This window comes from Helcobacillus massiliensis, from assembly GCF_033106145.1.
Classification (GTDB): Bacteria; Actinomycetota; Actinomycetes; order Actinomycetales; family Dermabacteraceae; genus Helcobacillus; species Helcobacillus massiliensis.
On sequence record NZ_CP136959.1, the window covers coordinates 2,119,723 to 2,139,500 of the forward strand.

The window sequence follows — 19,778 nt, forward strand, 5'->3', positions numbered from 1 at the left end:
CATACGGGCACACCACCGCCGTCAACGCAACGGCTCGCCCGTATACGCCCGTCGATGCCGAGTCGTCGTCGCTATTGTGGACGCATGCCCTCCCAGCCGCGTCCGCCCGCCCAGCCCGTCTCGCACCGCGGTCGACGCGCCGGCCACAGCGGCACCCGTGAAGCCCTCCTCGATGCCGCGCGCGACCAGTTCGCTGACCACGGCTACGACGGCGCCTCCCTGCGCGCGATTGCGTCGCAGGCCCAGGTGGATCCGGGCCTGATCAGGCACTTCTTCGGCTCGAAGCAGGACCTGTTCAACGCCGCCATGGAGGACCGCGCCCTCATCACGGACCGCCTCATGGCCGCGATCGCCGGCCCGCAGGACGGCATCGGCGCGCGAGCGGTCGACGCCTACCTGCGACTGTGGGAGGACGAGGACACGTCCCCGATCCTGATGAGCATGGTGCGCTCAGCGATGACCACCGATCACGGTGCGGACCTCATCAACGAGGTGATCGTGGCGCGGCTCGCTCCGCACACGGAGATCGGGATCGATTCGGAGCCCGCGCGGCAGATCACGCTCGCGGGAGCGCACCTGCTCGGTGTGGCGGTGTCGCGCAGCATCCTCAAGGCGCCGCCGCTGGTGGAGATGAGCCATGAGGAGCTGGTGGAGGCGCTCGCGCCGATGGTGCAGGAGACCGCCGACCGCGTCATCGAGGCCCTCAGTGGGCGGGACTCCGGCGTTTAGTCGTCCTGCCCGCAGGCGCTGTCGGGGATGGGGCGGCCGAGCACGGCGTTGGTGATCCGCACGCTCGCCACGAGCTTCCCGGTTTCCTCATGCACCACGTCGACGCTGTGGGTGGTGAGGGTGCGGCCGAGCCGGATCGGCGTGGCGGTGACGATGAGGGTGCCGTCGGCGAACGCGCGGTGGTGACTGGCGGAGACTTCGATGCCGACCGCGCTGCGGCCCATCGTGGAGGCGTAGATGTTCGCGGCCCAGGACCCGGCGGCTTCGGCGACGGCGATGCTGGCGCCGCCGTGCAGCGACCCGAACGACTGCCGGTTCCCTTCCACCGGCATCGTCAGCACGACCTTCTCGGCGGACTGTTCGCGCACCTGCACCCCCATGGCGCGGTCGAGTTCGCCGAGGGTGATGCGCCACGGCTGGTGGGTGGGGGCGTCGGGCTCGGTCATGCGGAGTCTCCTTGGGGGCGGGCGGGGCTGGCTGGCTTGCGGGTGAGCGGGACCGACGGCTGCCGGGCAGCGCCGACGGGCGCGGGGCGCCCGCCGGAACCCCTCGTGCGCTGGGTCACTTTCCGTTAGAGTACACAATACTGACCGAGCGTTCAGGATTGCGCCCGGTTCGCGCCGCCATGGAAAGGACCACTGCCGATGACCGCCACCGCTGACGCCCCCGGCCGCCCGGACACCGCACCGATCGTCCCCTCCTACGTGCAGGGCCGCTGGTGGACGCCCTCCGATGCCGGCGTGCAGGATCCGTCGGCCGCTGACGTCCACGACGCCTCCACCGGGCACCTGATCCGCCGGGTCTCGACCGACGGCCTCGACCTCGCCGCCGTGGTCGAGTACGCGCGCACCACGGGCCGCGCCGGCATCCAGGCGATGACGTTCCATGAGCGGGCGCTCGCGCTGAAGCACCTCGCGCTGTTCCTCACCGACCGCAAACAGGGCCTGTACGAGCTGGCCGCCGCCACAGGCGCAACGAAGCGGGACAACTTCGTGGACATCGACGGCGGCATCGGCGTGCTGTTCACCTACGGTTCGAAGGGGCGGCGGGAGATGCCGAACTCGACCGTGATGATCGACGGCCCGTTCGAGCCGATCGCGAAGGACGGCTCCTTCGGCGGCGAGCACGTGTTCACGTCCATCCCCGGGGTGGCTGCGCAGATCAACGCATTCAACTTCCCGGTATGGGGCATGCTGGAGAAGTTCGCGCCGGCGTTCCTCGCGGGCCTGCCGTCGATCGTGAAGCCGGCGACGCCGACGGCCTACGTCACCGAGGCGTGCGTGCGGCTGATGGTGGAGTCAGGGATCCTGCCGGAGGGGTCGATCCAGCTGATCTCCGGGTCGGCGCGCACCCTGCAGGACCACCTGGACTACCGTGACGCGCTCGCGTTCACCGGCTCCGCGAGCACCGCGGACCTGCTGCGCTCGCACCCGTCAGTCCAGCACGGCGGGCTGCGGTTCACCGCGGAGGCGGACTCCCTGAACGCCGCGATCCTCGGCCCGGACGCCGCACCCGACACCCCGGAGTTCGAGGCGTTCGTGAAGTCGGTGTTCGCGGAGATGACGGCGAAGGCCGGCCAGAAGTGCACTGCGATCCGCCGCATCATCGTGCCTGCGGCGTTGGCGGAGGACTTCACGGCGGCGCTGCGGGACCGGCTCTCCTCCCGCGTGGTGGTGGGGGATCCGCGCGAGGAGGCCACCACGATGGGGCCTCTGGCGTCGCTCGAGCAGTTGGCGGATGTGCGCGGCGCCATCGCGTCGATGGTAACGGCGGGCGGCCGCGCCGTCATCGGCAATGCGGAGGCGGCCGACGGGGCTCGCGCCGGGGAGGCCGACGGAGGCGCCGCGCAGACCGGCGCGTTCATGGAGCCCGTGCTGCTCGCCTGGGACGATCCGCGCTGCGAGGCCGCGCACACCATTGAGGCGTTCGGCCCCGTCTCCTCCCTCTTCACCTACGACACGCTCGAGGAGGCCGTGGAGCTTGCGGCGCTCGGCCGCGGCTCCCTCGTGGCGACGGTCTGCACCAACGACCCGGAGGCGGTGCGCACGCTCGCGCTCGGCATCGCCGGGCATCACGGCCGCATCCACCTGCTCAATCGGGACGACGCCCGCACCTCCACCGGTCACGGCTCCCCGCTCCCCCACTTCACGCACGGCGGGCCGGGCCGCGCCGGCGGCGGCGAGGAGCTCGGCGGCATCCGCGCGGTCAAGCACTACATGCAGCGCTCCGCGATCCAGGGATCCCCCGATCAGCTCACCGCCGTCACGGGCGTGTGGCACGCCGGGGCCCGTCGGATCATCGCCGGCTGCGAGAAGTTCGGCGCCTCGGCCGACGCCGTCCACCCGTTCCGCCGCGCCCTGGACACCCTGCGTGTGGGTCATGCCTTCGCCTCCGACCTGCGCACGGTCCGAGCCGAGGACATCGCGGAGTTCGCCGAGTCCACCGGGGACGTGTTCTATGCGCACACGAACCCGGAGGCTGCGGCGGCGAACGAGTTCTTCCCGGGGATCGTGGCGCACGGGTACCTGCTGGTGTCGTGGGCGGCGGGCCTGTTCGTGGCGCCGGGGCGCTCCCCCGTGCTCGCGAACTACGGGCTGGAGAACCTGCGGTTCATCACCCCCGTCGCCGAGGGCGACTCCGTGCGGGTCATGCTCACGGCCAAGGAGATCCGACCCCGCGTGGACGCCGACTACGGCGAAGTGGTGTGGGATGCGGTCCTCTACAACCAGGACGAGGAGATCGTCGCGACCTACGACGTCCTCACCCTGGTCGCGAAGGACGAGTCCCAGGCCCTCGGCGGGTGACGCGGGTGCGGTCCGTCGGGCTCCGGTCTACATGAACAGCCGCACCCAGGCGTCTGCGCCGAGCCAGATCCCGACGATGGCGGCGATCCACAGCAGGGTGACATCGGCCTGGCGGCTGAACCACTGCGCGAACCTGTCGAGCTGAGCCTCCGCGCGCTGCCCCAGCCGTGCGCGCAGCACGACAAGAACGAGCGCCGGGACAACCATCAGCAGGCAGTACCCGGCCAGGATCAGAAGCCTGCCCGGCAGTCCCACATCCATCTGGCCGATGATGCCCGTCGCCGCCAGGTACGGGAGCATGCTGGCGACCTCGATCAGCCCTGCCCCCAGGGCGAGACTCATCATCACCGGGACGGGCAGATCCCGATCGAGGCGGCGCCGCCACTTGCGCGCTGACGCCTCCGGGTCCGGGGTCCGGCTGAAGATCCCCCACGCCGCGAGCGCAATGCCCACGATCAGTTGTCCCCACAGCACCGGTTGGGCGTCCCAGATCCCGTCGGCCTCCACGATCATGGAGATGCCCGCCAGCAGTGCGATGCCGACCAGGAAGTAGAACGCGGTGATCACCGCGAGGTAGGCGAGCAGCGGTGCGAGGCGGGGACGGGGCCGCGCGAGGTAGAGCAGCGGGATGAGGAGTGTGCCGGTGCTGGTGGCGTCGATGAGGGCAAGGCCGATGAGGGGGAGGATCATACGCCGTCCTAGAACGATCGTGCTGAAACAAGCGCCAGACTAATACAGCACAGGCGTGCTAGAAAAGAGGCATGCCGAAGATCGTCGACCACGACCAGCGGCGGTCCGAGATCGCCGATGCCACCATTCGCGTCATCGCCCGAGACGGCATCCAGCGAACCAGCGTGCGCGCCGTCCTCGCTGAAACAGGGGTGTCCAGCGGGGCGCTGCGGCACTACTTCCCCTCGCATACTGACCTTCTGCGGTTTGCGAGCATCCACCTCAATGCGCGCAGCGAAGGGCACGTCCGTACCGCTCGCCTCGCTGGGCACCGCTCGCCCGCCGATCAGGTGATCGCGATGTGCGAGGCGCTGCTGCCGCTGGACGAGCCCCGGCGTGAGGACATCCGCGCGTACGCGCAGCTCGCCGCACTGGACGGCGCCGACGCCCAGTACCGGGCAGACGCGGCGCCCGGGGTGGGCCGACTGGCGAGGATCTGCGTGGAGCTGCTGGACCCGTCGGGGCGGCTTCCCGAGGACCGCCGACGGATCCTCGCCGACCGCCTGCACTGGGCGCTGGACGGGATCGCCGCGCAGGAGGTCCTGTTCCCCGGCCACATGAATGCCGCCACAATGAGAAGCGCCCTGCGCGAAGTCATCGAGGACCTGGTTCGGGAGATCGAGGCTGCGGCCGCACGCTGACCGCGGCAGGGCCCGCCCGCACCCTGACCCGACAGGGCCGCCCGTGCACGCTCGCCCCTGCCTGGGCCCACCATCGGCGCTCGGCCCCGCCCGCCCCTACCGCCCGCGCAGGCCGTGCATCGCCATCGCCACCACCAGGTCGGCGACGGCGTCGGCGTCGAGCGGGCCGCCGGGGCGGTACCACTCGGTGATCGAGTTGATCATGCCGAACAGCAGGCGGGTCGCGATGCGCGGGTTGATCCCGTCGGCCAGCTCCCCATCGGCGGCGCAGGCTTCAACGAGTGCGGTGACCTCACGGTCGAACGCACGACGCCGCTCCATGGCTTCGCGCTCCAACGGGGTGTTGCCGCGCAGGCGCAGCAGGAGGGTGACGCTGGGCAGTTCTTCGATGAGGGCGAGGGCGGTGGCGCGCACCACCGCTTCGACCCGCTGACCTGCGGTTGCGTTATCCGGGACGTGGGGCGGCCGACCGGCTTCGAGGGACTGTTCGAGGGCGTGGAGGGCGCGATCGAGGGGGATGCGCAGGAGCGCTTCCTTGCTGGCGACGTGATGGTAGATCGCCGACTTGGTGAGCCCGAGCTCCGAGGCGAGCATGCCGATGCTGGTGGCCTCGTACCCGTGGCGGGTGAACAGGTCCGTGGCCACGCGCACGATCTCGTCCTGGTCGTAGCCCGGACGGCCCCGGCGGGCACCCGCGCGCGGCGTCCGGGAAGCGGTGGCGGGCTCGGGAGCAGCGCGGTCGGTGGTGTCAGTCATGGGCCTTCACGGGTGTCGGAGCTGGCCGGTCGCTCGGTCAGGAATCGGCTGTGCCCAGCCTAGCGACCCCGAGGCTCGGTGACCTGGGACTTTGCCTCGGACGCACAGAACGAGGTTGACTTTTTTGCAGTTTCCCGGCGGGGATATCGCAAAAAGGTCAACCTCGATGGGCTAAGCGGCGTGGGGCCGGGCTCAGCGCAGCTGGGGTGCGTCCGGGACGGGGCGGCAGGGGCTGCACGGCGCCGCAGCAGCCCCCGCCGGCGTCACTTCAGTTCGCCGGCCACACCTTCAGCAGCGGCGACGAGGTCGCCGTCCTTCAGCAGCTGCACAGCGGCCTCGATGTCCGGCGCCATGAAGCGGTCACGGCCGGGGCCCTCCACCGTCTCGCGCAGCTTCGCCACCACCGCGGCGCCCGCATCGGACGGCTTCAGCGGTGCGCGCATGTCGATGGCGCGGGCGGCGGTGAGGATCTCGATGGCGACCACGCGGCGCAGGTTCTCCACGGAGACGCGGAGCTTGCGGGCGGCGTGCCAGCCGAGGGACACATGGTCCTCCTGCATCGCCGAGGACGGGATGGAGTCGGCGGACGCGGGCACGGCGGCGCGCTTCATCTCGGCGACGAGCGCCGCCTGCGTGTACTGCACGATCATGAACCCGGAGTCGGTGCCGGGATCCTCGGCGAGGAACGGCGGCAGACCGTGGGAGCGGGCCTTGTCGAGCATGCGGTCGGTGCGGCGCTCGCAGATGGAGGCGAGGTCCGCGGCGACCACGGCGAGGAAGTCGAGCACGTAGGCGACGGGGGCGCCGTGGAAGTTGCCGTTGGAGGTGATGGTGCCGTCGGAGAGCACCACGGGGTTGTCAACGGCGGAGGCGAGTTCGCGCTCGGCGACCATCGCCGCGTGGGTCATCGTGTCGCGGACACCGCCGGCGACCTGCGGGTGGCAGCGCAGCGAGTACGCGTCCTGCACGCGGGAGCCTTCGGCGAGGACGTCCGCCACGATCGGGGAGTCCTTGAGCAGCGCGAAGACGTTCGCGGCGGAGTCGGCCTGGCCGGGGTGGGGGCGCAGCGGCATGTGCAGCTCGGGGCCGAACACGGTGTCGCGGCCGCGCAGGCCCTGCACGGTGAGGGAGGTGGCGATGTCGGCGGCCTTGACGAGTTCGCGCAGGTCCGCGAGCGCCATCAGGAGCATGCCGAGCATGCCGTCGGTGCCGTTGATGAGGGCCAGGCCCTCCTTCTCCTCGAGGGCGATCGGCTCGATGCCGGCCTCGTCGAGGAGCTCGGGGACGGGGCGCTCCTCACCGTCGGCGCCGCGGGCCCGGCCCTCGCCGAGCAGCACGATGGCGCAGTGGGACAGGGGCGCGAGGTCGCCGGAGCAGCCGAGGGAGCCGTACTCGTGGACGATCGGGGTGATGCCGGCGTTCAGCAGCGCGAGCATGGTCTCGACCACCACGGGGCGCACACCGGTGTGGCCGGTGGCGAGGGTGCGGGCGCGCAGGAACATGAGGGCGCGGATGACTTCGCGCTCCACTTCGGGGCCGGTGCCGGCGGCGTGGGAGCGGATCAGGGAGCGCTGCAGGTCCTGGCGCTTCTCCTGCGGGATGGAGGTGTCGGCGAGGGCGCCGAAGCCGGTGGACACGCCGTACACGGGGGTGGGGTTGGAGGCGAGGTCCTCCACGTGCTGGCGGACGCTCTGGATGTGCTCGCGGGCCGACGGGTCCAGCTCGACCTTCGCTCCGTGGCGGGCAACGGCGCTGACGTCCTCAGGAGTGACGCCAGAGGTGGAGAGGGTGATGGTGTTGGTCATGGGTTCAGGGTGCCAGGCGGCCTGGAGCGGCGCCATAAATCTGTGAGCCGGGCGCACAGCACCGCCCCCGAGTGTCCGGAGATCCGGATCTCGAGGGCGGTGCGTTTCTGACTCCGCTCCCGCGCTACAGCAGCAGGTGCGCGATCGGGGTGGCGATGAGGATCGAGAGGGCCACGCGCTCGAACCAGATGACAACGAAGTGCCACAGCTTCAGCGGGATCTCGGTGGCGAGGACCGCCGGGACCATGCCGGAGAAGAAGATGATGGCGCTGACGCTGACCACGCCGATCACGAAGCGCAGCACGAGCGATTCGTGATCGCCCACGATGCCGGCAGGCAGGAACATTTCGGCGATGCCGACCGCGGAGGCCTTGCCGGCCAGCAGCGGGTCGGGCAGCTGCACGATCCACGCGAACGGGTAGAAGAGGTAGCCGATCCAGTCGAAGATCGGGGTGAACTTCGCCAGGAGCAGGCCGATCAGGCCCACCGACAGGATCGAGGGGATGATCGACGCGCTCATCAGCGTGCCGTCCTTGAGGGTGGACCACACGTTCCGCGGCAGCGACGGCGTCTGGTGCAGGGTGCGCATGGCCTCGGTCCACGCGGTGCGCAGCCGGTTGCCGGGTTCGGCCACGGGCTCCGGCTTGTGCTCCACACCCTCATAGGTGGTGGTGGGGATGAGGCTCAGCGGCGGGATCCACACGGTGATGATGGAGACCAGGAAGGTCACGAACAGGCTGACGAAGAAGTACAGCAGCCAGTGGTCCATCAGGCCGAGCGCGCCGGCCACGATGATCATGAAGGTGGCGGAGACGGTGGAGAAGCCGGTGGCGATGATGGCGGCTTCGCGGCCGGTGTAGCGGCCTTCGCGGTACACACGGTCGGTGATGAGCAGGCCGAGGGAGTAGGAGCCCACGAAGCTGGCGACGGCGTCTACAGCCGAGCGGCCGGGCACGCGCCACAGCGGCCGCATGACGCGCTGCAGCATGACGCCGAGGAACTCCATCAGGCCGTAGCCCACGAGGAAGGCGAGGAACACGCCGCCGATGGGGATGAGCATGCCCACGGGGATGGCGAGCTTGTTCCAGAGGAAGTCACCGATGGCCGGGTCGGACAGCGGGCCGGGGAAGCGCCCGAAGGCGGCGAACGCTGCGACCACGAGGCCGAGGATGTTGAGCACGGAGAACACGATCCGCACCGGGTTGGCGTTCCAGCGACCGGTGACGAAGGGCCTCACGGTGCCGAAGGCCACGAGCGCCAGCACAACGAACGGCACGGCCGGGCCGAGCACCCATCGCACGAAGGTGAGCACGTGGTCCACGGGGATGGAGGATTTGCCGTTCACGGAGAACACGGCAAAGAACATGAACAGGCCGAAGATGCTGTACACGACGAAGCGCCATTTGCCGCGCACCGACGCAGGGTCGAAGTCGCCGTAGGAGCGGCCGGAGGCGGCATCGGCGGCGGACTGGGCGGCGCCGGACAGGCCCGAGTGGGCACCGCCGGTGGGGATGGCGGTGGTCGGGGTGCGGCTGAGCCGCCCGCCCGAGTGGGGGTCGATCGGGTGGGACATGGGACTCCTGAGGTCGGGGTTCAGGGTGCCGGAGCGCCGCGAACCCACTGGGGGCGTTCGCGGCGCCGACGATTGCAGTCAGTGTGCCAGATCACAGGGTGCAGTGCCCCTTCGGGTCGGTCTGGTGGGCGCGCAGACCAACTGACCGTCCACGATGCCGGACATGGGGTGGCGGGGTTGCTCGGCGGGGCCGGCCGACGGGTGCCGGGGTCGCTGGCGGGGCGGGCCAGGGCGGGCCGACGGGTGCCGGGCAGCGGCCAGGGCGCCTCAGTAGGGTGGCGACAGTCGACCCCGGGAGGTGCCATGAAGATCGCCGTTTCGCAGTTCACCCCGACCAGTGACCCGGCCGCGAACCTTGAGCGGATCCGCGACGCCGCGCACCGCGCCGCCGATGAGAGGGCGCGGATCTTCGTGGCGCCGGAGTACGCGATCGGCCGCACCGAGGACCCGTCGGCCCCGCTGGAGCCCATCGCTCAGGGGCTCGACGGCGCCTTCGCCACCACCCTCGCGGACCTGTCCGGCCGACTCGGCCTCGTGATCGTGGCGGGGTCGCTGACGCCCGCGCCGCAGGGGCGGGTGCACAACACGCTGCTGGTGGCCGCTGGCGGCTCGATCACCGACACGTACACCAAGATCCACCTGTACGACGCCTTCTCGTTCAGCGAGTCCGACCGCATCCACCCCGGGGAGGTCCGCCCCACCGTGATCACCGTGGACGGGGTGCGGATCGGACTCGCCACCTGCTACGACCTCAGGTTCCCCGAACTGTTCCGCGCCCTCGCCGCCGACGGCGCCGAGCTGGCGCTTGTGCCTGCGGAGTGGGCGCCGGGCCCGATGAAGGAGGACCACTGGCTGACCCTGCTGCGCGCCCGCGCCATCGAGAACACGATGGCGGTCATCGGCACGGACTCCTGCGGGAAGGGCGTGGCGGTCGGGCGCTCCGCCGCGTTCGGGGCCGACGGCGCGCAGCTCATGGACCTGGGCGCGGGCGAGAAGCTCGGGTTCGTGGACGTGGACATGGACGAAGTGCGACGGGTGAGGGAGTCGAACCCGAGCCTGCAGAATCGGCGGATGTGAGGCCCTGGGGCGGGGTGTCGGCACCAATGGCGATGAAGGCCGGCCTCTGACGGCCATGCCCATGCATCTGCGAGCGGAGCGTCAGTGCTGAGCGCCCGCATCTTCCCAGGACGCGTAGGTCTGGCCGTCCTCAGTGCACCATTCGATTCGGCCGTTCGCAGACGCTCTTCCTACGGCAACGGCTGCGGCTGCCGACGCCGACCGGAACACAACGTCTCGGGTCAGGCGAGCGATGCCTGTCTCATCGGGCTCGATGCTTCCATCGTCGAACAGTTCCTGACGGACTTCGGCTCGCTGGAGGTGCTGCCTCCGCGTCGCATTAGCCGCGCTTGCAGTCAGGGGTGCCATGGCCTCCGCCACAGCTGACCCTTCGAGCATGGTGAACTCCCCGTCGATCATTTGGGCGCGGGCGTCGACATTCCGCTTGCGGAGGCTCAGCCGGAACACCGGGGAGCGCTCCGGACCCAGAGCCTGCGGCACAACGGGCTCTGAGATCGCAGAATGTGCCCGCTCGTCGAAGTCTGCCTTCACAGGCCGTGCTTGCCCGCGCAGCAAATTCACACCAAGCACCGGGAGGAGGACCCGCACCTGCTCGATGAAGTACTCCATGTCGGAGCGGTCACCCTCAGGGAGCTCAGCGCCGCCCGTGGGAGTGTTCCCGTTCTCCAATGGGGTGCGCGCGATTGATTTCGCGATGGCGATGAGCCGGAACTCGATGAAGCGCACGTGCGCGCTGGTGAGGTTCAGGTCCTTGGAGGTGATGATGAGGACTTCGTTCCACCAGTCCTTCTTCGCATCATGGTTGGCGAGCCGGGTCGCGACGTTGTCGCTCTGCCCGATGTACGCGAGTTGGCCCGCTAGCATCGATGGGTCCTCGCCCAGAAGGATGTAGACCCCGGTCCGTTGAGCCTCCTCACGGCGACGGATCTCCCCCAGCTTTTCTCGCTTTCCACGCAGAATATGGCCTGTCCAATTGCCGATCTCTGCGGTGATGAGACCACCAGCGGTTCCATCAACGAGGAAGAGCTTGACCTGTCTGCCGTGCACTGTTTCCCCAACGGTCGTCCGGATTGCTACTGGGTGACTCTACGTGCTTCGGGCCCTGCCCGCAGGCCGCTCAGCGCTGAGTGCCGCCCTCGACGACGGCGGCGAGCTGGGCGAGGCCGCGGTCGAACTGCTTGGCGAGGGTCTTCTCCATGCGGAACACGGCGAAGAAGAACCGCGCCGGTAGCGTGTTCTCACCGGACATGGTCCACGTCAGGTCGCTGCCGCCGCTGGCCGACGGGGGCACGGCGATGCGCACCCGGTTGTCTGCGGTGAACGGCTTCGTGAAGTGCAGGGCGATGTCCGCGGACGTGTCCGTGGCAGCCGTGATTTCCATGGTGCCTTCACCGGCCGTTGCGTTGCCGGACCAGCCGTACTTCGCGCCCACGCCGGAGTCGGGGCCGGTGCAGCGGCGGTTCAGCTGCGGGTCGAGGCCCTCCCACGGGGACCACAGTTCCCACTCGTGGAAGTCGAGGATCAGCGGCATGACCTGGTCTGGGGTCGCGGTGGTGTGGGCGGTGCGAGTGATGGAGAACGGTGTCGTTATGGGGTGACAGCAGATCCGCTCACGGGTCCGTGGCGCGAGTCCGGTGGCGGGATCACATCGTCGGGGACGACGCTCCGGCGAGCCATGACCTCGAGCGGGTCGCCCAGGTCACTGCCAATATTTGACGCTTGGTCAGTATGACGAGTCATGCGCCTGCTCTCCGGTTCGGGCGATTTCATTGCGGCAGTGGCAACGCTTTCTCACCAGTCAGCCTGTGTCCGCTGCCGGGGTCATGCCCTGGTCCATTCACCGGCATCTCCTCGGCCGCTATGCGTGCGACTCTCGCTTCATTTTCCCGTTTGCGGGACGGTCCCGCATGCTGACGTCCTTACCGGCCAGGCGATCGCGACACCGGTCCCGGCCCCTGCTCGCATGCAGATGCCGCAGGGCGTCTCCGTATGCGCGCGATCGTTGGACAGCCTCAGGCTCAACGCTGCTGGCGGGGGGAGGACGGTGTTGCCCAGTTCCTGGGCCGTCACCAGACGGGCTCATCCCCGCTGACGCGGGGAGCACTTGATCCGCGGGGGCGCGGTGTCCGTCCACGTCATCGGGCGTACACCAGGACCAGGGTCTCGTTCGGCCACGAGTAGCGGATGTCGGAGTGCTCGATCGATCCGGGCCGCTTGTAGTCGTAGATCATGTTGCGGATGCCGTCGGTGGTGCCGAGGGCGTCGAGGACGCAGTCCAGGTCGTCGCCGCGCTTCAGCATGAGGACGTCGTTGGTGCCGTCGCGGTACTGGTCGGCTGTGAGGCCGCAGTCGGTGCCGGCCATAGCGACCTTCTCGGCGGGGGACTGGGCGCAGCCGGCGAGGGTCAGCAGGGCGGCGAGGGTGAGAGCAGCGCGGCGCTTCATGGTGTGGTCCTTCGTAGAGTGTCCTGGTAGGCGTGGATGATCTCGGCGGTGACGTCGAGGGCGGCGGCGAGCGCTGGGATGTGCCCGCCGGTGTGGTGTTCGGCAGCGGCGTATGCCTCAGGGGTGATGAGGAGATCAGCGGCCCATCGCCATGGTCGGGCCTCGTTGGCGTCGTCCTGTGGGCCGTCGTCGCCGTACCAGGCGTGGCCGAGTTTGTGGGCGAGTAGGGATCGTGGGCTCATCCCCGCTGACGCGGGGAGCACCTCAAGTTCGGCGACACCGGCGACGCGCAGGAGGGCTCATCCCCGCTGACGCGGGGAGCACTCGTTACTGTACCGGGTCAGCACCTTGACCGACGGCTCATCCCCGCTGACGCGGGGAGCACCGAGATACCGCGCGCCCATGTGCGTGCCGAGCGGGCTCATCCCCGCTGACGCGGGGAGCACGGCGACCGGACCCGGCCCGGCGTGTCCGTCCTGGGCTCATCCCCGCTGACGCGGGGAGCACCAGGAACTCACCAGGGAGGGGGCCGCTATGCAGGGCTCATCCCCGCTGACGCGGGGAGCACGCGGCAATCCACGGGTTGCGCTTGGTCTTCATGGGCTCATCCCCGCTGACGCGGGGAGCACGACATCGCACCCCGACGCGAGATAACAGCGTCAGGCTCATCCCCGCTGACGCGGGGAGCACGTGGGAGCGCCCGCTCACCCTGCACAGTGATGCGGCTCATCCCCGCTGACGCGGGGAGCACACAGAGACGGCGTCGGCGTACAGCGGGTCAGGGGGCTCATCCCCGCTGACGCGGGGAGCACCGCCGGGCGCGACACTATCCGGGCGCTCCAGGCGGCTCATCCCCGCTGACGCGGGGAGCACTCAGCGGTGTGGCGCGACTCGGACGCCGGGACGGGCTCATCCCCGCTGACGCGGGGAGCACGATAGCGCTTATCCTGGCGAGCATGGCCGGGGAGGGCTCATCCCCGCTGACGCGGGGAGCACCACGCGGCGGACAAGGTCGAGCAGGGCGTGGACGGCTCATCCCCGCTGACGCGGGGAGCACCGCCATGCAGCAGTGAAGGTGCGGGGGGTGGTAGGCTCATCCCCGCTGACGCGGGGAGCACGGCGGCGTGGAAGATAGCGCTTGGCCCGATTGGGGCTCATCCCCGCTGACGCGGGGAGCACGACATCACCGCGATCACCCTCTACGGCAACAACGGCTCATCCCCGCTGACGCGGGGAGCACTATCCCCACTCGCTGCTGATACGGCGCGGATCGGGCTCATCCCCGCTGACGCGGGGAGCACTCCTCGTGGGCGATTTCGAGCTGTCCGTGCTCGGGCTCATCCCCGCTGACGCGGGGAGCACGACGCCGCCCCTCTCATCGCGGCGCTCGACTCCGGCTCGTCCCCGCTGACGCGGGGAGCACCCGCAGCTGGTCCTTGCGGACCGTCACCGAGAAGGCTCATCCCCGCTGACGCGGGGAGCACCGATGCGACGTGGGAAATGGTCTGAGGCCGATGGGCTCATCCCCGCTGACGCGGGGAGCACCCTCCGCGCCTGCGCGGCGCAGTGAGCCAGGGCATCGTCGTAGGCGTTCTCACCGTCGAACGGGGCTCATCCCCGCTGACGCGGGGAGCACAGGTGGTGGCTTATCTGGGGTGAATTGTAGGTGGGCTCATCCCCGCTGACGCGGGGAGCACGAAAAGGACACGCTGCTGCGCCTCGCCGCCGCGGGCTCATCCCCGCTGACGCGGGGAGCACTGGACCCCGCACGACCCGCCTTCTCTAGCGCGGGGCTCATCCCCGCTGACGCGGGGAGCACATACAGGTGCGCTAGGCGCACATCGACCCCCGCGGCTCATCCCCGCTGACGCGGGGAGCACGGGTCCATGCCTAGATTCTAGTCGTGGTCGTCCGGCTCATCCCCGCTGACGCGGGGAGCACGATGAGCCTTCGTATAGACGTGGGCGCGCTGTGGGCTCATCCCCGCTGACGCGGGGAGCACTCCTGGCCACATTCGTGCGCTGAGCACGGTGAGGGCTCATCCCCGCTGACGCGGGGAGCACATCGCCAACTGCGGAACAGCAAGCGCCGTCGCCGCCGGCTCATCCCCGCTGACGCGGGGAGCACGCGTCCACCTCCTGCGGTGGGGTGAGGCCGATCGGCTCATCCCCGCTGACGCGGGGAGCACCATGAGGGTGGGCCGCTACTGACCCATCGGACGGGCTCATCCCCGCTGACGCGGGGAGCACCCACCGCTCTTCCCCGTGGTGGACCCCATCCCCGGCTCATCCCCGCTGACGCGGGGAGCACAACGCCACCAACAGTGACTTGAAGACCTACGAGGGCTCATCCCCGCTGACGCGGGGAGCACCCGGGCGCGCCGGGGGTGAGCGTGTCAGCCATCGGCTCATCCCCGCTGACGCGGGGAGCACTTGACCCGTACGTGTTCGGTTACTGGCTTGGTGGGCTCATCCCCGCTGACGCGGGGAGCACACCAGCGACTTCCCGATCCTCCTCGGCCGCGGCGGCTCATCCCCGCTGACGCGGGGAGCACGAGTTCTTGTCCACCATGGGGAAGTTATTCGCGGGCTCATCCCCGCTGACGCGGGGAGCACGCGATCTACGGCCGAAACGAGGCCCGCGGTGACGGCTCATCCCCGCTGACGCGGGGAGCACCCAAGCAGGTCAACTCGGCGGCACGCCGATTCCGGCTCATCCCCGCTGACGCGGGGAGCACTCGGGGTCGTCCGGGACGGGCTTAATCCAAACGGGCTCATCCCCGCTGACGCGGGGAGCACTCTAAGGTGTTCGGCACCAGGGGCGCGACACAGGGCTCATCCCCGCTGACGCGGGGAGCACCTGAGGCGCTTTCCCGCGCCCTAGACCTTGGCCGGCTCATCCCCGCTGACGCGGGGAGCACATGAGAGATGCAACTGCGATCCAACTTGAACAGGGGCTCATCCCCGCTGACGCGGGGAGCACGAGATCACCAGCTGGGTACTGGCCTCCACATACGGCTCATCCCCGCTGACGCGGGGAGCACTGTTCTGCTTTCGTCCCACGTCGAGATCGCCTCGGCTCATCCCCGCTGACGCGGGGAGCACCCGCGATAACGCGGGGGTCTCGCGTCCCCATGAGGCTCATCCCCGCTGACGCGGGGAGCACCCCCGAGGGTCTTCCCTACGGCAAATACCCCCGCGGCTCATCCCCGCTGACGCGGGGAGCACTTGGCGCTGTGGAGGATGCGGCTCGCTCGGTTGGGCTCATCCCCGCTGACGCGGGGAGCACCTGAGGATGCGCCTCGCTCGGGTGTTGGAGATCGGCTCATCCCCGCTGACGCGGGGAGCACACTTCCCCACCTGGGGAAATGGAAGCCTACTGTCCATTCTAGACACGACTTGCGATGCGCTACGGCCCGTATCAGCGACGACGTGCACGTCGGTAAGCAGCCGCATTGCTCCACCCAGTCGACCGTTGCGGGACCCTTTCACCACCTGTCGGTCTGCGCAGCAAAGTGACGCCATCGAAGTCGACCGGCGTCCAGGCATGACGGTGAACGCGATAGGAGTACCCCTGCTCATTCGCATCCGGATAGACAAGCAGTGCGCGCCCGTCGGCCACGCTTCCCATCACCCGTTCCCACAGTTCATCGCGAACCCGAGCGCTCGGGTTCCCTACGAAGACCCCTGGGCTGATCTCCAGCAACCATTTTGTCAGATCGCCTCGCAGACCCGCCGGCACCGCCGTGAGTACCAGCGTCATCATGAGCTGGTCCCCGACCAGTTCTTTCCGGCAGCCACGGCATCCAGTTCATCCCACAGCAGCAGGTCCCCCAACGCCAGGTCCATCTCGTCCGGCACATCAAGGAGCTCATGCACAGCTGCGATCATCCGCGGAATGAGTCGCGTTTCCACGACTTGGTCCCGCAGGGCTCGGCGCGCACGGGGCCCGGCATCGTCCTCCCCGGCCGCTGCCACATCGAAGGCTGCCGGGACCACCACTTCAGCTTTGAACAGATCAGCGATGTCGTAGACGAAAGCACGATCAGTCCCGGAATGAACCACACCCAGCGCGGGGACCGCGCCTAAGGACACGAGCACCGCCTGCGTCACCCCGTACAAAGCGGCATTGCACGAGGTGAGCGCCTGATTGATCGCATCGGAAGCGCTGAAGTCATCCGGGTCGTAACGGCGGCTCGACCATTCCACGCCCGTGCGCTCCGCGTGCTCCCGATAGATCTTCTTCATCCGGGCTCCCTCACGCCCACGCAGCTCAGCCATCGTTCGGCCGCTCACGTCCTCACCGGGAAACCTCATGCTGTACATAGCCCGCGCACACTCCAAGCGACGGCGCTGATTCGTCACGATCGCCGCCTGTGCCTCCGCCAATCGCGATGAAGCCGACAGCGAACGGCCGTGAGCGTAGTACCGCACGCCCCTCTCCCCAACCCATACGACGGAGACTCCGCAATCGCCCAGCAGGCTCATCGCACCGAAGGTGGTACGTGTCCCCGGGCCGAGCAGGAGCGCCGCCAGTGACGCCGCTGGGACATGGACGACTCCACGCTGGTCGGTGAGCGTCACCGCATTCGCATCACGGTGAACAACGCAATGCTCCGCATACAGATAGCTGAGACGGTGCTCCGCTCGGGCGAGGGAATGCCGCCCGAGCGGAGCACTGCTGGGACGCGCTGTCATCCGGTCGGTGCCGCCAGTGACAGCAGCCCGCATCCGTATGCACGCGCTCGCCCGATCCCCTCGGTCAGGGAACGACGCAGCAGCTCCGCATCGGTCACCTCCAGATGACCATCGAAGCGTGCTGTCCGGATCATCACCGGATGCTTCGCTTTTCCCTTATGGAATCGAAGATCACGCCGCTGCGACACCATCGCATCCAGATGCTCGACTGCGAGCTCCTCGGCCGACGGCTCCCGGGGCGCATCCCGATGCACGATCGAGAAGCCGTGCTGGCCGCTCTTCGTATCAAGCCAGGCCAACTGCTGCGCCACGGTCACATGCGCGAGCACCCGCCCCCGCTGGCCGCGTTCACCCGCTTTGGAATGAACCGGGTTGGCGGTGAGTCGGAACGCCCATCGCTGCCCTGTTGCCAGCCGGTCGAGGAACGGGCCCAGATCAGCTGTGTCCCCGCGCTCGCCCGCACTGCAGGCCTGGCCGGCGATGACATCGAGGTCCGGCACGCCTGGACCCACCAGGTACAGCACATGACGGTCGGGCGTCGAGTCCAGTCGCCACAGCACCCGGCCGCTGAGATCAGCCTCGCCAGCGCTGAAGGCGGTCATCACCGCGGCGTGCATCGCCTGAGGGTTGCCGATCAGTTTTCGTGCGCCCCGCACCCGCGGATCAAGGGGGATTCTGCTGAGAGTCGTCATGCCTGCACCACCGCCTCGAAGAATGGGTCCCGAGGGCGAGTGCCTTCAGAATTCTCCACCTCGACGGGGGAATCCTCCACCACTGTCCTCCAGGCGTACTTCCGGTGCTCCTGATCGAAGCTCACCGGCACATCCTGGATCTGCTCGCCGGATTCACCCGGCAGAGCATCTCGATACACGGGCAGCGACACGGACTGTGCGCACCGCTTCTTGTACGGCTTACCGGCACACCACTTCGCCTGCTGCAGCGCGACCACTGCATCGGTGTCTACGATCCCCTTCACGAGATCCGGGTTCGCGGGGCATGAACGGCGCCCCAGGTACAAAGGAAACATCGGTGAGAGCAACGCTTCCTCCATCCCTTCCAGAACCTCGCGGTCCTTGGATTCGATTGCTGCGAGAAACACGGCGTCCTGGAGGAAGTACCGGGTGACCAGCGAGGTATCGGTCTTCGTTCTGCGCTGCCAGGTCTGTGCGGTCTGGTAGTCGCGCAGAAGGGTGCCCGGCTGGTCCACACGCACGGCGAACCGCAGCCCCAACAGGTCCGCCAGCGAATCCGTGCGATGCCGCCCCTCAGCCGCCGCAATCATGCCCAGCACGCCTGACTTCGTGGGGGCAGAGGCTGTTGTACGGCGGTTGAATCGCGCCTGGTGCCCCCAGGACTGCATTGGACCGCTCAGCTTCAGCAGAAGGGTGGCTGTCATGAATCGCTGCCTTCGCCGAGCGCCTTTGCGAGTCCTTCGTTCAGGTCGGCAAGGGTCACCGTTGCGCCGAGCCCCTCGAGGGCGGCCACCATCTCAGAGGTGCCGAGCACAAACGCCGCCTCGGGTGCGAAACCATAGGCACTCTCCAGCTCGCGGGCCTCCTTCGCAAGACTATGAGCCGCGCTGACGCGGCGTCCCTGATCGTCTCCCGCCGTCACCGGCTCCTCGAACGCGTTGACCAAGGAGACCGGACGGTCCCGGCGCACCGTCACATACACCAGTTCGGGCAGCGTCTGGTTTGCGAAAGTGTTGATCTTGCCCGTGGGCATTGAGGTGATGAATGCTTTGACGAACGCCTGGACGCTGGGCACGACAGCCTGAGGATCCCCGAGGTTCTTCGCGAGACCCGACACATTCACGGTGGCGTAGCGGTACAGAGTCGACGACATCATCTGGACCGTGCCGATCATGCCCGCCCCGGCTTCCTCGTTGTCCTCCACAACGTCATCCACCGCGGTGAAGTAGTCGAATTCGGGTTCCGACTCGTGCACTCCGATGGCGTGTGCAACCTGTACTGCAGCATCCACGTTGAAGTCCGGGGCGTCGGCAAGCATGCGTCCAAACATGGCGATGTCAATGCTGTGGTGGGTGTCCAGAACGTCACGCGCATCAGCAGGCTTCGGCTTCGTTCCGTCGAGATCGAGCAGGAGTCGTGCAGCCCTGTCGATCTGGCGAGACGAGAGGAACAGGAGGTAGCCGGTCTGCTCGGCTCCAGGCTGTTCTCCCTCCTTGGCCTTCGGCTCCGTCAGTTTGATCTTGCCCGCAGCGAAGAGAGCCTTGACTGCAGCTCGGGCATCGGCTTCGTTGAACTCTGTGCCGCTCTCCATCGCCAGGTGCTTCATCCGCTTTTCGATCAGTTCAGCCGTGTGCTTGGTGCGGTAGCCGATCTTCTCCTGGCCGAGGGTGTTCTCAAATTCTCGGCGGATTGCGCGCTTCCACGCCTGGGAGGAGACGCGCTGCCGAGGAACCCCGCCGAAGACAGCGGACTTCGGTGCGCCGGTGTCATCGCGGTTGATGTTGCTCGGCGGAATCGTGTGCAGAGCGTGAATGTCAACGATGAGTGTCAT

18 protein-coding genes and 1 CRISPR repeat array are annotated in these 19,778 nt (G+C 68.6%); of the genes, 5 read left to right on the forward strand and 13 right to left on the reverse strand.

Annotation, left to right across the window (positions count from 1 at the left end):
- Nucleotides 1-84 precede the first annotated feature (84 nt).
- On the forward strand, nt 85-729 hold the full coding sequence (locus R3I40_RS09705; protein WP_183377002.1) for a TetR/AcrR family transcriptional regulator: 645 nt from the start codon (nt 85-87) through the stop codon (nt 727-729).
- Here R3I40_RS09705 and R3I40_RS09710 read toward each other — a convergent pair.
- Complete coding sequence (locus R3I40_RS09710; protein ID WP_285261854.1) at nt 726-1,175, reverse strand: PaaI family thioesterase; 450 nt, start codon at nt 1,173-1,175, stop codon at nt 726-728. The genes R3I40_RS09705 and R3I40_RS09710 overlap by 4 nt on opposite strands.
- Before the next feature lie 198 nt (nt 1,176-1,373).
- On the opposite strand from R3I40_RS09710, the gene paaZ reads away from it, so the two are divergent.
- Nucleotides 1,374-3,533 carry a phenylacetic acid degradation bifunctional protein PaaZ gene (paaZ, locus tag R3I40_RS09715; protein ID WP_285261855.1) on the forward strand — a complete coding sequence of 720 codons (2,160 nt, stop codon included), beginning with the start codon at nt 1,374-1,376 and terminating at the stop codon, nt 3,531-3,533.
- A gap of 27 nt (nt 3,534-3,560) precedes the next feature.
- Here paaZ and R3I40_RS09720 read toward each other — a convergent pair whose 3' ends face one another.
- Complete coding sequence (locus R3I40_RS09720; protein ID WP_183377005.1) at nt 3,561-4,223, reverse strand: GAP family protein; 663 nt, start codon at nt 4,221-4,223, stop codon at nt 3,561-3,563.
- Between the two features lie 71 nt (nt 4,224-4,294).
- Here R3I40_RS09720 and R3I40_RS09725 point away from each other — a divergent pair, with 71 nt between their 5' ends.
- Nucleotides 4,295-4,903, forward strand: a complete 609-nt coding sequence (locus R3I40_RS09725) for a TetR/AcrR family transcriptional regulator (RefSeq protein ID WP_285261856.1) — start codon at nt 4,295-4,297, stop codon at nt 4,901-4,903.
- A gap of 96 nt (nt 4,904-4,999) precedes the next feature.
- On the opposite strand, the gene R3I40_RS09730 is transcribed toward R3I40_RS09725, so the two are convergent.
- The 3 genes from R3I40_RS09730 to R3I40_RS09740 all read right to left on the reverse strand — a co-directional run bounded on the left by R3I40_RS09730 (nt 5,000) and on the right by R3I40_RS09740 (nt 9,037).
- The gene (locus R3I40_RS09730; protein WP_285261857.1) at nt 5,000-5,659 is read right to left on the reverse strand and encodes a TetR/AcrR family transcriptional regulator; all 660 of its coding nucleotides are present in this window, start codon (nt 5,657-5,659) and stop codon (nt 5,000-5,002) included.
- 263 nt (nt 5,660-5,922) lie between these two features.
- Nucleotides 5,923-7,464 (reverse strand): histidine ammonia-lyase, encoded by a 1,542-nt coding sequence (gene hutH / locus R3I40_RS09735; protein WP_285261858.1) that lies wholly within the window; start codon nt 7,462-7,464, stop codon nt 5,923-5,925.
- 124 nt (nt 7,465-7,588) lie between these two features.
- Nucleotides 7,589-9,037 (reverse strand): YjiH family protein, encoded by a 1,449-nt coding sequence (locus R3I40_RS09740; RefSeq protein WP_285261859.1) that lies wholly within the window; start codon nt 9,035-9,037, stop codon nt 7,589-7,591.
- Nucleotides 9,038-9,340: 303 nt separating this feature from the next.
- Here R3I40_RS09740 and R3I40_RS09745 point away from each other — a divergent pair, with 303 nt between their 5' ends.
- A complete protein-coding gene (locus tag R3I40_RS09745; protein WP_285261860.1) occupies nt 9,341-10,114 on the forward strand; it encodes a carbon-nitrogen hydrolase family protein in 774 nt (257 codons plus the stop codon).
- Between the two features lie 81 nt (nt 10,115-10,195).
- Here the strand turns inward: R3I40_RS09745 and R3I40_RS09750 are convergent, their stop codons facing one another.
- The 3 genes from R3I40_RS09750 to R3I40_RS09760 all read right to left on the reverse strand — a co-directional run bounded on the left by R3I40_RS09750 (nt 10,196) and on the right by R3I40_RS09760 (nt 12,558).
- Nucleotides 10,196-11,161 (reverse strand): GIY-YIG nuclease family protein, encoded by a 966-nt coding sequence (locus R3I40_RS09750; RefSeq protein ID WP_285261861.1) that lies wholly within the window; start codon nt 11,159-11,161, stop codon nt 10,196-10,198.
- A gap of 70 nt (nt 11,162-11,231) precedes the next feature.
- Nucleotides 11,232-11,645, reverse strand: a complete 414-nt coding sequence (locus R3I40_RS09755; protein ID WP_239376550.1) for an SRPBCC family protein — start codon at nt 11,643-11,645, stop codon at nt 11,232-11,234.
- A 604-nt stretch (nt 11,646-12,249) separates the two neighbouring features.
- Complete coding sequence (locus R3I40_RS09760) at nt 12,250-12,558, reverse strand: hypothetical protein (RefSeq protein WP_239376548.1); 309 nt, start codon at nt 12,556-12,558, stop codon at nt 12,250-12,252.
- A 32-nt stretch (nt 12,559-12,590) separates the two neighbouring features.
- On the opposite strand from R3I40_RS09760, the gene R3I40_RS09765 reads away from it, so the two are divergent.
- Complete coding sequence (locus R3I40_RS09765) at nt 12,591-12,785, forward strand: hypothetical protein (protein WP_285261862.1); 195 nt, start codon at nt 12,591-12,593, stop codon at nt 12,783-12,785.
- A gap of 8 nt (nt 12,786-12,793) precedes the next feature.
- A CRISPR array of direct repeats spans nt 12,794-15,907; the repeat unit is 28 nt; unit sequence GGCTCATCCCCGCTGACGCGGGGAGCAC.
- A gap of 71 nt (nt 15,908-15,978) precedes the next feature.
- Here the strand turns inward: R3I40_RS09765 and cas2e are convergent.
- From cas2e to cas7e, 5 genes are read right to left on the reverse strand one after another with little or no spacing between them, the layout of a single operon-like run.
- Complete coding sequence (gene cas2e, locus R3I40_RS09770) at nt 15,979-16,323, reverse strand: type I-E CRISPR-associated endoribonuclease Cas2e (protein ID WP_317699964.1); 345 nt, start codon at nt 16,321-16,323, stop codon at nt 15,979-15,981.
- Complete coding sequence (gene cas1e, locus R3I40_RS09775) at nt 16,320-17,288, reverse strand: type I-E CRISPR-associated endonuclease Cas1e (protein ID WP_317699965.1); 969 nt, start codon at nt 17,286-17,288, stop codon at nt 16,320-16,322. The genes cas2e and cas1e overlap by 4 nt, the downstream gene beginning before the upstream one ends.
- On the reverse strand, nt 17,252-17,947 hold the full coding sequence (cas6e, locus tag R3I40_RS09780; protein WP_239376546.1) for a type I-E CRISPR-associated protein Cas6/Cse3/CasE: 696 nt from the start codon (nt 17,945-17,947) through the stop codon (nt 17,252-17,254). Before cas6e ends, cas1e begins: the two co-directional genes overlap by 37 nt.
- Complete coding sequence (gene cas5e, locus R3I40_RS09785) at nt 17,944-18,651, reverse strand: type I-E CRISPR-associated protein Cas5/CasD (RefSeq protein WP_239376545.1); 708 nt, start codon at nt 18,649-18,651, stop codon at nt 17,944-17,946. The genes cas6e and cas5e overlap by 4 nt, the downstream gene beginning before the upstream one ends.
- Nucleotides 18,648-19,778, reverse strand: a complete 1,131-nt coding sequence (gene cas7e, locus R3I40_RS09790) for a type I-E CRISPR-associated protein Cas7/Cse4/CasC (protein WP_239376544.1) — start codon at nt 19,776-19,778, stop codon at nt 18,648-18,650. Before cas7e ends, cas5e begins: the two co-directional genes overlap by 4 nt.

Excerpts from the sequence above, each read along its gene's own strand:
- R3I40_RS09755 (WP_239376550.1), bottom strand. The coding sequence starts at position 11,645 with ATGCCGCTGATCCTCGACTTCCACGAGTGGGAACTGTGGTCCCCGTGG.
- paaZ (WP_285261855.1), top strand. The coding sequence starts at position 1,374 with ATGACCGCCACCGCTGACGCCCCCGGCCGCCCGGACACCGCACCGATC.
- cas7e (WP_239376544.1), bottom strand. The coding sequence starts at position 19,778 with ATGACACTCATCGTTGACATTCACGCTCTGCACACGATTCCGCCGAGC.
- R3I40_RS09760 (WP_239376548.1), bottom strand. The coding sequence starts at position 12,558 with ATGAAGCGCCGCGCTGCTCTCACCCTCGCCGCCCTGCTGACCCTCGCC.
- R3I40_RS09730 (WP_285261857.1), bottom strand. The coding sequence starts at position 5,659 with ATGACTGACACCACCGACCGCGCTGCTCCCGAGCCCGCCACCGCTTCC.
- hutH (WP_285261858.1), bottom strand. The coding sequence starts at position 7,464 with ATGACCAACACCATCACCCTCTCCACCTCTGGCGTCACTCCTGAGGAC.
- R3I40_RS09745 (WP_285261860.1), top strand. The coding sequence starts at position 9,341 with ATGAAGATCGCCGTTTCGCAGTTCACCCCGACCAGTGACCCGGCCGCG.
- cas6e (WP_239376546.1), bottom strand. The coding sequence starts at position 17,947 with ATGACGACTCTCAGCAGAATCCCCCTTGATCCGCGGGTGCGGGGCGCA.
- cas1e (WP_317699965.1), bottom strand. The coding sequence starts at position 17,288 with ATGCGGGCTGCTGTCACTGGCGGCACCGACCGGATGACAGCGCGTCCC.
- R3I40_RS09720 (WP_183377005.1), bottom strand. The coding sequence starts at position 4,223 with ATGATCCTCCCCCTCATCGGCCTTGCCCTCATCGACGCCACCAGCACC.
- R3I40_RS09705 (WP_183377002.1), top strand. The coding sequence starts at position 85 with ATGCCCTCCCAGCCGCGTCCGCCCGCCCAGCCCGTCTCGCACCGCGGT.
- cas2e (WP_317699964.1), bottom strand. The coding sequence starts at position 16,323 with ATGATGACGCTGGTACTCACGGCGGTGCCGGCGGGTCTGCGAGGCGAT.
- R3I40_RS09725 (WP_285261856.1), top strand. The coding sequence starts at position 4,295 with ATGCCGAAGATCGTCGACCACGACCAGCGGCGGTCCGAGATCGCCGAT.
- R3I40_RS09740 (WP_285261859.1), bottom strand. The coding sequence starts at position 9,037 with ATGTCCCACCCGATCGACCCCCACTCGGGCGGGCGGCTCAGCCGCACC.
- cas5e (WP_239376545.1), bottom strand. The coding sequence starts at position 18,651 with ATGACAGCCACCCTTCTGCTGAAGCTGAGCGGTCCAATGCAGTCCTGG.
- R3I40_RS09710 (WP_285261854.1), bottom strand. The coding sequence starts at position 1,175 with ATGACCGAGCCCGACGCCCCCACCCACCAGCCGTGGCGCATCACCCTC.